This is a genomic window from Hominimerdicola aceti, from assembly GCF_025567495.1.
GTDB lineage: Bacteria > Bacillota > Clostridia > Oscillospirales > Ruminococcaceae > Hominimerdicola > Hominimerdicola aceti.
In genome coordinates this window covers 219517-233203 of record NZ_JAOQJZ010000003.1, presented here as the reverse complement: position 1 = coordinate 233203, position 13687 = coordinate 219517, and the positions used below count along the sequence as shown (strand labels likewise).

Below are 13687 nucleotides of genomic sequence, written 5' to 3'. Positions count from 1 at the left end.
CATGAGAAGAATGAAAGGTGCGGCGGGGCTTTTGACAGCTTTGCTCTTGGCTTTTCAGCTTTCGGCGCAGACTTTTGCACTTGCCAACGAGGATAACGGCATAAAAGTCGTTCCCGTAAACTTTACCCATAACGGCTATAGCTATGAGATAGAGGGCGTGGCCAAAAGCACAGACGGCGACTATCAGATAAAGTCCCCTGCAAGACTAGCCGCCCGAAAGCTCCCATCCACCTATGACCCAAGAAGCTCAGGAGAGATCACAACAGTAAAAGATCAGGCTTCAACAGGTGCTTGCTGGGCATTTTCAGCCCTTGCCTGTGCAGAACAGGATCTTATCAAAAAGGGGCTTGAAAACCCCTCCGCAGAATTTTCCGTGCCTGCCTTGGTCCTGTCCTCAAATTCAGGCACAGCCACAGGTAAAGACGATTTCTCATCAGGAGGAAACTGGCTCTTTGCGGCCTCCGCCCTTGCAAATGGTCAGGGACTATGCTATGAGGATTACGAGCCGTTTTTAGAATCCGGCACAGAGAATATGATAGTTTCCGAAAATAAGAAAAGCGTCAGCGAATACAGGCTGAATTATGTCATGGAGCTTTCAAGCACCACGCAGGTGAAGCGTAAAATAATGGAGCTTGGAGCAGTTTCCGCAAGCTATTTTGCAGGAAATGGCTATATGAATCATAACAATACTGCCTACTATGATCCCGACGCCTCAAAAAACACTATCATAAATCATTCCGTCACAGTGGTGGGCTGGGACGATAACTACAGTAAGGATAATTTCAGATATAAGCCTGCCAATAACGGTGCATGGCTTGTGAAAGGCTCGTGGGGCGCAGATCAGGACAATGACGGCTTCTATTGGGTGTCCTATGATGAAGCAGAGTTCGGACAGTTTTGCTGCTATGACTTTGAAGAAAGCTGTGATAATACATATCACTACAGCAAAATGACAGGCTATGTTGTGAACGCCAGCAACGACGGCTCTGTTTACGGTGCAAATGTTTTCACCGCTAAAGCCGATGAAAAGCTTGATAAAGCAGGCTTTATGTATGTGGGCAAAACGGGCAGTGCGGATTACACCCTGAGCGTCTATACCAACGTTTCCGACAGCGACCCTATAGGCGTCCTTGAAACGCAGATAAGCGACTCAGTGTCCGCAAACGGCTTTTATACAGTTGACTTTCCCGAGGATATCCTCCTTGAAGAGGGCGAGAAATATTCCATTTCAGTAAAATTCAGCGGTGACAGCGGCAGGGGATATCTCCTTGCAGAAAGCGACCGAACATCAAAGGCGCAGTCAGGGCAAAGCTATGTTTCTCTTAACGGCAAATATTGGTCTGACGTTGGAGCAGATAAGACCGACTCCATAGGAAGTCTTTTTATCTATGCTTATACTGACGATACTGCAAAGCCCGATAAAAGTTCACTTGAAACCACCCTTGCGAAGTACGGCACCCTTGCAGGCTGTGAAAGGGAAGCAAACAACGCCCGAACGGTGCTTGCAGACGAGAATGCTTCTAAAAATGATATCTCAAACGCACAAAAGCTCCTTATCTCCGCCGCAGAAGAACAGGACGAAGCCCTTGTTATAACCACAGAAGCCCAGTGGGAAAGCTTTGCAAAGCGTGTCAGCAGTGGCGAAAGCTTCGAGGGCAAGCTAGTCACCCTTGAAGCTGACCTTGACTTTGACGGAAAAACTATCTCACCCGTAGGTGATTCTGAAAACCCATTCATGGGCTATTTTGACGGCAACGGACATCTTATAAAAAACGCAGTTATCTCCTCAGGGGAGTATTCAGGGCTTTTCGCATACATAAAAAATGGTGCGGAGATAAATAACATTTCCCTGAAAAACTGTATAGTGAAAGGCGATTACGCAGGTGGAATAGTGGGCTTTTATCAAGGAACAGCCATAAAAGCCTGCACCTTTGACGGCACAGTGTCAGGAGAAGTCTATTCAGGCGGCGTCATAGGAAGACAATCCTGCGGTATCATAACAGAGTGTTCTTCAAACCTAAGGGAAAACAGCTCCGCCATTACAAATGCCTTTATAGGAGGCAGGGATATTGCCGTTTCCGTTGTGAACGCATACGGCTGTTACAGCAATGACAGCGACAGCCTGGTTTCAAGCCTTTCTGCAAAAAATGCACTTTCTCAAGGGGCATATGCAATGAACACCTACGGTGAAAAGTTCAAAGACAGCGCAAAGTGGACAATGGACGGCACTCTTGTGCGCCAGACCTCGTATAGCGAGCAGGCTTCCCATAAGATAACATTCTCCGCTGTGGCACAGACCATAGAAGTCTGCACCGACTATGCAGGCAAAGCCGTGTTCCCGAATGTGAACGTTCAGCAGGGCTACACTCTCGGCTGGTATCGTAAAGGTGAACCTGTGAACAGCAACACAGTTTTCACAGAAAACACCACAGTTTCCGCAAAAGTCACCCCAAGTGACAAAGCAAAGATAGATTATATCTTGAACGGTGGCGAAAACAGCCCCCTCAACCATGATGAGCTTGGTGAGGGCGAAACCGCACAGCTTTCCGCCCCCACAAAAGAGGGCGCACAGTTCACAGGCTGGTATGCCGATTCACAGCTTGAGAGCGAGCCTATAACGTCCGTGAGCTTTTCAGACGGCTCAAAGACGCTTTATGCAGGCTGGAAAGCCAATACCTGCAAGGTCGATTTCACCGATATAAACGGCACAGTTTTGTCATCTCAGACCGTAGAATACGGCAAAAGTGCCGATCCGCCCAAAGCACCGACCATAAAAGGCAAACGCTTTACAGGCTGGGATAAAGACTTTTCAAAAGTCACAGCCCATATGACAGTGCAGGCGGTCTATACCGACAGAAAGCTTATAAAAGACTGCGAGATATCAGGCTTTAAAACATATATGACATTCACAGGCTATGAGCTTGCTCAAAGCAGTATAACGCTTTCCTATGGCGATACCACTTTGACAAATAATAAAGACTATACCATTGACTATGCTGATAATATAGCCGCAGGCAAGGGCAAAATGATAATAACAGGCATTGGCGGATACAGCGGCGCTATAGCCAAAGCATTCGACATTCTTCCAAAGTCCGCCCAATTGACAAGCGTCTATTATGTTGATGCGCTCTCCTACACAGGCAAGCCTATAAGACCTGACGTTATGGTAACAGACGGAGGAAAATTTCTTCTTCCTGAACATGATTATACTGTTTCCTATAGCTCAAATACAAAAATAGGCGTTGGAAAAATAACCATAAGCTTCATGGGCAACTATCATGGTACGATAACAAAAACTTTTACAATTTATCCTGCAAAACAGGAGATACAATCTCTGCAAACAAGATATAAAGGCTTTTTTATCGACTTTGCTCAGAAAGGCTCAGCCACAGGATATGAACTGCAGTACAGTACACGCTCTGACTTTACAGGTGCAAAAACCTTGATCATATCCTCAAACAAAACGGATAAAAAGACAGTTTCAAACCTAACGGCAGGAAAGAAATATTATGTAAGAGTGCGTTCGTATACAATAGTCGGCGGCAAGCGTTATAACGGCGCATGGTCTGATACAAAGAGCGTGACCACCGCAAAATATGATATTGCCAAAGCTAAGGTCGCAGGCATAAAAAACAAGTCCTTCACAGGCAAGAACATCACCCAAAGCATAACGGTCACATATTCGGGCAAGACCCTTAAAAACGGCACAGACTATACAGTGAAATATTCCTGCAATAAGAATATAGGCACAGCTAAGGTAACAGTAACAGGAAAAGGTTCGTATGGCGGAGTGATAACGAAGTCTTTTGTCATCACCCCTGCAAAGCAGACCATACAAAAGCTCATGCCAGTGAAAAAAGGCTTTTATATAGACTATGCACAGAAAGGCTCTGCTACAGGCTATGTGATATCCTACGCTGAATATATATCTTTCAGCGATGCAAAGACAGTTAAGGTGACCTCAAATAAGACCGACAAAAAGACCGTAACAAATCTTAAAAGCCAAAAGACATATTTCGTCCGTGTGAGAAGCTATACAGCCACAGGGGCCAAGACCTATTTCGGACAGTGGTCTGATATAGCCAAAGTTTATACCAAATAATTATCCATGTTATCGGGAGGGATAGCAATGATCACAAAAACAAAGCTTGTAAAAAGAATATTCTCATCGCTCTTGACAGCCGCACTTGCAGTTCCAATGACGGCTCTCACTGCCCATGCAACAGGGGAGGCTTTCTTCTATCCGCCTAAAAACCCCGTCATGACCGATCAGCAGTTTGAAGTGTCCGTGACATTTTCTGCAGATTCAGAGATAGGAAGCGTTCAGGCAAATATCGCCTATGACGATTCCGTTATAGAATTTGTGTCAAGCGACAACGCCTCAGGCGGCGGAGGAGTTCTTACAGTAAACGGATTTCCTGATACCCCCTCTTCAGAAGTGGATCTCAGCTTTGCGTTCAAAGGTCTGTCAGCAGGAAATGCAAATATAAGCCTGCAAAGCTGTCAGATATATTCCCCTGATTCAGAGCTTATTGGCTCGCCTACCGCCTATTGTGTCATAACAGTTGGAGGCGATAAGGTGGAAACCAAGACCGAAACAGAAACCACGACCACCACCGAAAAGACCACTACCACCACCACTACCACTAAGACCGCACCTTCAAACGGCATACCCGATAAAGGCGTTCTTACAGCCCTGACAGTGGATAACGGCGAGCTTTCTCCTGCCTTTGCCTATAATGTCTATAACTATACAGTGAACGTTGACAATTCCGTTACCAATGTTGAGATAGAGGGAACAACAGCAAGCCCCTCTGATTACATATGGTATACAGGCACAAGCGAGTGTCAGGTGGGCGAAAATGTACGAACCATAACTGTCACAGACGTTGACGGCAATGCCGCCACCTATACTGTCACCATAATAAGAGCCGCAGGCGGAGATGAACAGCAGACCCAGACCGTCCAAAAGAAAGACAGCTCCGATACTTCATCTGCCGTGTCCAAAAACGCAAATGTTATGGACCAGTATAAAAAGATGCTCAATACAGCCCTTGCTATCGTCCTTATTGTCCTTGTTATCGCACTTGTCGTAATAATTATCTGGATAAGAGGAAAGATCAAAGGCGGCAAAAAGGATAAATAAGTTCTGTGTAAAGAGATGATAAACAGCCAAAAGTGACGTATCAACGTGCTTTTGGCTGTTTGTGACAGCATTTGTCACCCTGTTTACACGAATACACATTTTTTTTACAAAAATCACACAAAAACAAGTATAATTTCGACACCTGCCAGAGTATAATGTGAGTATGCTGATGGTGATTCAGTTTAGAGAGTGGCTCCAATAGGGGCTGCTTTTTTTTATGCTCCAAAAACTTTTTCCATAAATTCTTCTGTGGAGATGATCCCGCTGCGATTGTATCTGTAAAGACCAAAAAGGCAGCGCTCATCTTCTTTTTTTATTATATTGATTTTTTCCTCTACTCCAAGACTAGCCTCAAACCCCATGTTCTTTACGAGCCGACTTGCACTTTCGCAGGTTATGCCGAAAGGATAGGTGTAAACATTTGGCTGAAAACCACAGTGTTCATCGCAAAGCGTTTGAAGCTTCGTGGTGTCGTTAAGAAATATCTTTCGGTAATCCTCGTAGCTTTCCCCCTCTAGCTGACCGACTCCACGCCTGCCCTCAAGATTGTGCATATCGTAAGAGTGATTGCATATCTCCACATGACCGCTGTCACGAAGCACCGAAACGTCCTGCCAGTCAAGATAAGAGTAAGCAGGATCAGGCTCAGCCTCCTCGCAGGCAGCGTCAGTGTAAGCCCCCACAATAGATACAGTGGCTTTCATATCGTATTTTTCAAGAAGCGGCAGAAGATATTCTCTGTAGTTGTAAGTGCCGTCATCAAAGGACAGTATAATAGGCTTCTCAGGCAGCTCGCCCCCACGCTTCACATATCTTATAACGTCATTTACAAAAACAGTAGTGTAGCCGTTCTGCTTCAGATAAAGCAGATCCTTTTCAAGCTCGATAGGCGTTATGACATACTCACCGCTGCGATCTTCGTTTTTTACAATGCTGTGATACATTATGATCGGAAGCTTTATCCCATCTGTTTTTTCTTCTTTTGCAAAGGTTGGCATAACAGCCACCGCCGCCATCATAGAAAGCACAGCTATAACACAAAGCATCACCCTTTTTCTTATCCTTAGACTTATGTACATATTTTATTTACCCCCTTTTTACCTATTTTTATTCACCTCCATATCATTAATTGCATCATAAGTTCACAAAAAATATGCTTGTGGTACTTGAAATAATTGTGCAATTATGATATAATAAACACGTAATATCGCAGTGTTGTGTGCTGCGTTAAAAACAAGTTCATAAGGGGGAACTGTATATGAAAACGTTGCGTTCAAAGCTGCTTTTGGCAATGCTTTCAATCGCACTTATAATCACGGTGCTGCTTAGCTTGGTTTCCGTGTATTTTATAAACGTTTCTGCAAAGGATACGCTCAAAAGCACCGCTGAACCACTGGCTGTTCAGGCGGCTAAGAATTTTGACTCGACGATCAGCTCTTATACGAATAATATAGTTTCGACCGTAAAGTCTGATTCTTTTTTAGGGGCAAAAACTGACGCTGACAGACTGAAGGCGGTAAAAAGTGGCTTTGCAGACAACACAGGCTTTTATCTGAATTTTACAGTTTATGACGGCAATGGCATTGTGCTTGCAACAGATAATGAAATGGTATCGTCATCAGTTGAAAAGGAGCACATCATAAGCGCTTGCGAAAGAAGCTCGGCTTATATAACCGATATATATACCTTTGGCGGTAAGAATTATTTTTCTATACTTGCTTCAACAAAGTCTGGCAACACAGAACAAAAAGTCGCTTGTATTACCATTCAGAGCGATATGCTTGTCAATGCTCTTAATGAATATACCTTCGGAAAATCCGGCTATGTTTATCTTGTTGGTAAAGACGGAGAGATCCTTCTTCATAAGGATACAGATCAGATAGGTAAAAATGCCCTTGAGATCGGTAAGAAAGATGAAGAATATACGGAAGTGACAAATGCCGTTGAGAAAATACTTGCAAATAATAGCGGTACAACAGAGTATAAATTTAAGGATAACAATTATATCGTGGGCTATTATGGTTCGTCATATTTTGACGGTACTGTCGTCATGGTTACAAATGTTGCCGACTTCACCACTGCAAGCTCCAGCGCACTTACTAATATCATTGTAATGGGCGTTGTGCTTATGTGCCTGACGGTGCTGTTCTCTCTGCTTTTTGCAAAGAGGATAACAAAGCCTATCATTTCTACCACAAACAGACTTCGTTCTCTCGCACAGGGCAACCTTACCGACCCTGTTGACGTTTGGTATTCAAAGGACGAGCTTGGCGTCCTTTCAAACTCTCTGGAAGAAACTATCGTCTGCCTCAGACAGTATATCAACCTTATCACAGTGGCTCTTACCCAGATATCCGAGGGCAACCTTTGCCATAGAATGGAAGGTACTTTCAAGGGCGACTTCTATAAGATAAAGAGTACGTTTAACGAGATACTCGACTCTCTGTCTGATACCTTTGCTTCTATCAATATGTCAGCCGAGCAGGTGAACTCAGGAGCGGTTCAGGTGTCAAATATCGCACAGTCTGTATCACAGGGTTCTACACAGCAGGCTTCCGCGATCGAGGAGCTTTCCGCTACCCTCAGTGATGTTTCAAAGCAGATAACTCAGAACTCTGAGGACTCTAAGAACGCTTATAATATCGTACTTAAGAATACCGAAGCCGTTGACAACTGCAACAGCGATATGGGCAACATGGTAAATGCCATGAATGCTATCCATACTGCTTCCGATGAGATCTCAAAGATAATCAAGGTCATTGACGAGATCGCATTCCAAACAAATATCCTTGCCCTTAACGCCGCCGTAGAGGCCGCAAGAGAGGGTTCAAAGGGCTTTGGCGTGGTAGCAGACGAGGTAAGACGTCTGGCATCAAGATCAGCCGAAGCCGCAAAGCAGACCGCTTCACTTATCGAAAACCAGTCTGCCGCTGTTTCAAAGGGTTCTAAGATAGCCGAAGAAACTGCTGATTCGCTGAACAATATCGTAAGCAATTCAAATACTATAAAGGATCTCGTAAAGAATATCTCAGACGCTTCTGAGGCGCAGGCAGAAGCTATCGTTCAGGTAAATACGGGAGTAGACCAAATATCAGCCGTTGTATCAGCCAATACCTCGACTGCAGTCGGTTCAGCTTCCGCAAGCGAAGAGCTTTCAAGCCAGTCGCTTATACTAAAGAATATGATAGCACGTTTCAAACTTAGCGAGAACAGTGAAAAGGATAAGAAAGAGCATCAGACTTCAAGGTTCACATATATTGACGATGAGCCGGAAAGCGAGGCCACCCCTGAGGAAACTCAGCAGGATATCACTCCTTCCGACGAAGCCGATATAGAAGATTTCAGCACAAGCGATAAGTATTGATATCGTTGATAATGATAGAATTTCATTGAAAGGACTTGGTAAAATGAAGAAAAGAATAGGCATACTCACAAGCGGAGGAGATTGTCCGGGACTTAACGCAACAATCAGAGGCGTTGCAAAGGCTTGCTATGAAAAGTTCGGCGAAGACGTTCAGATAGTAGGTATCGAGGACGGCTATTACGGACTTATCAATAATATGTGCAAAGAAATGAAGCAGTCTGACTTTTCTGGTATCCTTACCACAGGCGGAACTATTTTCGGCACAAAGAGAACGCCTTTCAAGAAAATGCAGGTCATCGAAGAAGATAACGTGGATAAAGTAAAGGCTATGAAAGAAACCTATAAAAAGCAGAAGCTCGATTGCCTGCTCACCTTGGGCGGCAACGGCACTCATAAGACCGCTAACCTCCTTTCAACCGAGGGACTTAACGTTATCGGCCTGCCTAAAACTATCGACAACGATATCTGGGGCACAAGCGTAACGTTCGGCTTCCATACCGCTGTTGACACAGCCACAGACGTTATCGACAGACTTCATTCCACAGCCAATTCCCACGGAAGAATACTTGTTGCAGAAATAATGGGCAATAAAGCCGGCTGGCTCACCCTCTATTCAGGTATCGCAGGCGGTGCAGATATGATAGTCATTCCTGAAATACCATATGATATCGAAAAGCTTGCCGCTGCCTGCGAAAAGAGAGAATCAAAGGGATTTTCTATCCTCGCCGTAGCTGAGGGTGCTTTTGATAAAGAAGAGGCAAAGCTTAAAAAGAAGGAAAGAGCAAGACTCCGTGCAGAGCAGGGTCTTACAACTGCTACCCCTAGAATTGCAAAGCAGATAGAAGAGCTTACAGGCAGAGAAACAAGAGTTTGCGTTCCTGGTCATATGCTCAGAGGCGGCAGTCCGTCAGCCTATGACAGAGTGCTTGCCACAAAGTTCGGCGTTCATGCCGCAGAGCTTATCGCAGCCGATAAATATGGCTATGCAGTGGCAATGATAAATGAAGTTGTGTCAGAAAACCCACTTTCAGAAGTCGCAGGCAAAACAAAATTCGTCCCTGCCGACCACCAGCTCGTCAAGACCGCAAAGGCTCTGGGCGTCGCTTTCGGTGACTGATAAATGCAAAACAAAAGCGGTGCAGCCTAAACTGTGCCGCTTTTTATGTTTGTTTCCGTAGCGGCGATCTGAGGTCGCCCACCTGATCTCCAACAAATTATATGCTTGCCACAAAACCTATAACATAAAAAAAAGCTCCGCCTTCCTGCGGAGCTTTTCTTGTATCTATCTTAGCCTATAAGCCAGTCATACATTTCCTGATACTTGTTAGCAGAAGCCTGCCATGAGAAATCCTGTGCCATTGCAGATTTGATAAGTCCGTTCCATTCGTCACGTCTGTCATCAAATATGTACTTTGCAAACATAACAGTGTTGTACATCTCGTGTGCATTGTAGTTTGCAAAGCTGAAACCAGTGCCGGTCCTCTCAAACTGATTGAATGGCTGAACAGTATCTCTCAAACCGCCAGTTTCACGAACGATAGGCAGCGTGCCGTAACGCAGTGACATAAGCTGTGAAAGTCCGCATGGCTCGAAAAGTGACGGCATAAGAAATGCGTCAGCTGATGCGTAAATGCGGTGGCTCATTTCCTCACTGTAGTAAATGTTAGCGGAAACCCTGTCAGGATACTTGCCTGCAAACCAGCGGAACATATCCTCATATTTCTGCTCGCCCGTGCCAAGCACAACGAACTGTATGCCCTGTTCGCACATTCTCTCCATCATGTATGCAATAAGGTCAAAGCCCTTCTGATCTGTCAAACGGCTAACAATGCCTATCATAAAGCGATTGTCGTCCTGCGCAAGACCAAGCTCAGCCTGAATTGCTCTCTTGTTGTGTATCTTCTTCTCAAGCACGTTGTCATAATTGTATCTTACAACAATGTTCTTGTCAGTGTCAGGGTTGTAATCAACGTAGTCGATACCATTTATGATACCACGAAGATCGTTAGCCCTTGCCCTCATAAGTCCGTCAAGACCCTCGCCGTAGAACTGCGTCTTTATCTCCTCTGCGTATGTGTTGCTGACAGTTGTGATAGCGTCAGCATAAACAAGACCGCCCTTGAGCATATTTCCGTCAACGCCCGTTCTCAGCTTGTCGATAGTGAAGTAGTAGTCAGACAGACCGGATATCCTCTTGAACTGCTCAACGCCGTCATTTCCCTGGAATTTCAGATTGTGTATAGTCATAACGGTCTTTATGCCGCGGAAGAAATCGCCACCTGCAAAGCTGTCATGAAGATATACAGGTATAAGACCCGTCTGCCAGTCGTGACAGTGTATAACGTCAGGACGGAAATCAAGAAGCGGCAGAGCAGAAAGCACAGCTCTGTCAAAGTACATGAACTTTTCTATATCCCAGTGATGCTCAGTGTAAGGCTTGTCACCGGTGAAATAATGTTCGTTGTCGATAAAATAGAACGTAACGCCATCATAAACGCATTCAAGCACGCCCACATATTGGCTCTGACCTGCAAAGTCCATGTAGAAATGCGTTTTGTACTGCATCATGTCTTTCCACTGCTGTTTCATGCAGGAATATTTAGGAAGAATTACTCTGACATCATAATACCTCTTGTCAAAGCACTTAGGCAGAGAGCCAACAACGTCAGCCAGACCGCCTGTCTTGATAAACGGAACACACTCCGAAGAAGCAAACAAAACTTTTTTCATATTCAAGTTATCCTTTCCAACTTAATTTCTTGAATTTTCAGGGCAATAATTATCGCTATTGCCAATGTGAACATAACAATTATAACACTTTTTGTTGAAAACGTCAAGAGCAAAACCTCGTTTGCACCATAAAAGCGCAGTGATGAAAAATTAATAATTAAAAGTAGACATAAGCCGCTTTGTGTGGTATAATAAAGTGTCAAAGTATAATTATCAGATATAGGAGAGTTAAAATGATAACAGTATCAAACGTAAGCCTTTCATTCGGTGGTCAGCTTCTTTTCAAGGACGTTGACCTTAAATTTACAAACGGCAACTGCTATGGCATAATCGGTGCAAACGGTGCAGGAAAGTCAACATTTCTGAAGATCCTCTGCGGTGAGATAGAGCCTACCACAGGCGAGGTAGTGATCTCAAAAGAGGACAGACTTTCAGTGCTTCGTCAGGATCACTTTGCATTTGACGAGTATACAGTTCTCGAAACTGTAATAATGGGCAATAAGCGACTTTATGAGATAATGAAAGAAAAGGACGAGCTTTATGCCAAGGAGGACTTCACCGAGGAGGACGGCGACAGAGCAGGTCAGCTTGAAAGCGAGTTCGCAGAATTAAACGGCTGGGAAGCCGAGTCTGACGCTTCAAAGCTCATTCAGGGTCTTGGTCTTTCCGAGGATATCCTCTATTCACAGATGTCCACCCTCTCAGGTAACGAAAAAGTCAAGGTGCTTCTTGCACAGGCACTTTTCGGCAATCCTGATATTATCATGCTGGACGAGCCTACAAACCACCTTGATATCGACGCTATAAGCTGGCTTGAGGACTTCCTCGCAGACTATTTCGGAACAGTCCTCGTCGTATCCCATGACAGACACTTCCTTAATAATGTTTGTACCCATATCGTGGATATCGACTATACAAAGATAAAAATGTATGTTGGTAACTACGAGTTCTGGTATGAGTCCTCACAGCTTATGCAGAGAATGATAAAGAACCAGAACAAGAAAGCCGAGGAAAAGATCAAGGAACTCCAGGAGTTCATCAACCGCTTCTCAGCAAACAAATCAAAGTCCAAGCAGGCTACCGCAAGAAGAAAGCTTCTTGATAAGCTCACAGTCGAAGAAATGCCTGCCTCATCAAGAAAATATCCTTTCATAGGCTTTAATATGGATAGAGAGCTTGGAAAAGACGTCCTCAAAGTCAACGGCATATCCAAAACAGTTGACGGAGTAAAGCTCCTCAATAATGTTTCCTTTACCCTCAGTCGTACCGATAAGGTCGCTTTCATCGGCGAGTCCGAGCAGGCTATCACAATGCTTTTCAAGATACTTGCAGAGGAAGAAGAGCCTGACGAGGGTACGATAAAATGGGGCGTTTCCACATCACGCTCCTATTTCCCTATCGACAACTCAGCCTACTTTAACGACAATGACGAAAGCATCGTGGATTGGATAAGAAAATATTCCACTTCTGAGGTAACAGACACCTACCTCAGAGGTTTCCTTGGCAAAATGCTCTTCTCAGGGGACGAGATATATAAGCCTGTAAAAGTTCTCTCAGGCGGTGAAAAGGTAAGATGTATGTTCAGCCGTATGATGCTCTTCGGCTCAAACGTTATAATGCTCGACAGACCTACCAACCACCTCGATCTTGAGTCTATCACAGCCGTAAATAACGGACTTAGAGATTTCAAAGGCGTCGTAATTTTCGCATCTCATGACCATGAAATAGTTCAGACAGTTGCAAACAGAATAATTGAGATAACCCCCGACGGCTGTATCGACAGACAGGGAACTTATGAGGAGTTCCTTGATTGGCGACGTGAGCGTGGCATGAAGTCATTTATAGAGTAATTTTATTATGGAGAAGTATCCAAAATGGCAAAAATGAAAAACGTGACCGTAAGAGGTTACAATATTGATGACGTTCCTGAAATGGCAGAGATATGGAACGAAGTTGTAAAAGAGGGCAATGCCTTCCCACAGAAAGAGACCCTCGACTATGAGGGTGCGAAAAAGTTTTTTGCATCACAAACATTCTGCGGCGTTGCAGAGTATGAGGGCGAAACTGTAGGAATGTATATCCTCCACCCTAATAACGTTGGCAGATGCGGACATATCGCAAACGCAAGCTATGCCGTAAAAAGCACCTGCCGTGGAAAAGGAGCAGGAAAGGTCATAGTCGAGCATTGTCTTTTCATAGCAAAGCAGAAAGGCTTTAAGGTGCTCCAGTTCAATGCCGTTGTTGCGTCAAATGTCAAGGCAATAAAGCTTTACGAGGCATTGGGCTTTGTCCGCCTCGGCACTGTACCGAAGGGCTTTGAAAACAAAGAGGGCGTCTTTGAGGATATCATTCTGTTCTACCACACTCTTTGATTAGTTAGGAGTGAGGAATTAAGGTATCGCCTGCGGCGATGATATTTTTTGAATTTTTATAGATATTGAAAGGAG

Annotated in this window: 8 protein-coding genes; 6 read left to right on the top strand and 2 right to left on the bottom strand. The window is 44.5% G+C overall.

Translation table 11 applies throughout. From position 1 onward, the window contains the following. The first annotated feature begins 1 nt into the window (after position 1). Together OCV57_RS04650 and OCV57_RS04645 are read left to right on the top strand one after the other, a co-directional pair. Positions 2-4102 carry a C1 family peptidase gene (locus OCV57_RS04650; protein ID WP_267300611.1) on the top strand — a complete coding sequence of 1367 codons (4101 nt, stop codon included), beginning with the start codon at positions 2-4 and terminating at the stop codon, positions 4100-4102. Between the two features lie 27 nt (positions 4103-4129). Further along, positions 4130-5146, top strand: a complete 1017-nt coding sequence (locus tag OCV57_RS04645) for a cadherin-like beta sandwich domain-containing protein (RefSeq protein WP_267300610.1) — start codon at positions 4130-4132, stop codon at positions 5144-5146. A gap of 215 nt (positions 5147-5361) precedes the next feature. Here OCV57_RS04645 and OCV57_RS04640 read toward each other — a convergent pair whose 3' ends face one another. Further along, positions 5362-6225 (bottom strand): polysaccharide deacetylase family protein, encoded by an 864-nt coding sequence (locus OCV57_RS04640; RefSeq protein ID WP_267300609.1) that lies wholly within the window; start codon positions 6223-6225, stop codon positions 5362-5364. A gap of 179 nt (positions 6226-6404) precedes the next feature. On the opposite strand from OCV57_RS04640, the gene OCV57_RS04635 reads away from it, so the two are divergent. Further along, positions 6405-8510, top strand: a complete 2106-nt coding sequence (locus OCV57_RS04635; RefSeq protein ID WP_267300608.1) for a methyl-accepting chemotaxis protein — start codon at positions 6405-6407, stop codon at positions 8508-8510. Between the two features lie 43 nt (positions 8511-8553). Next, positions 8554-9627, top strand: a complete 1074-nt coding sequence (locus OCV57_RS04630) for a 6-phosphofructokinase (protein WP_038671106.1) — start codon at positions 8554-8556, stop codon at positions 9625-9627. 170 nt (positions 9628-9797) lie between these two features. Here the strand turns inward: OCV57_RS04630 and glgA are convergent, their stop codons facing one another. Further along, on the bottom strand, positions 9798-11240 hold the full coding sequence (gene glgA / locus OCV57_RS04625) for a glycogen synthase GlgA (protein ID WP_267300607.1): 1443 nt from the start codon (positions 11238-11240) through the stop codon (positions 9798-9800). Between the two features lie 233 nt (positions 11241-11473). On the opposite strand from glgA, the gene OCV57_RS04620 reads away from it, so the two are divergent. Then, entirely contained in the window at positions 11474-13090 is a 1617-nt protein-coding gene (locus OCV57_RS04620; RefSeq protein WP_117891840.1) for an ABC-F family ATP-binding cassette domain-containing protein, read from the top strand. Between the two features lie 24 nt (positions 13091-13114). Further along, a complete protein-coding gene (locus OCV57_RS04615; protein ID WP_267300606.1) occupies positions 13115-13612 on the top strand; it encodes a GNAT family N-acetyltransferase in 498 nt (165 codons plus the stop codon). Positions 13613-13687: the final 75 nt, after the last annotated feature.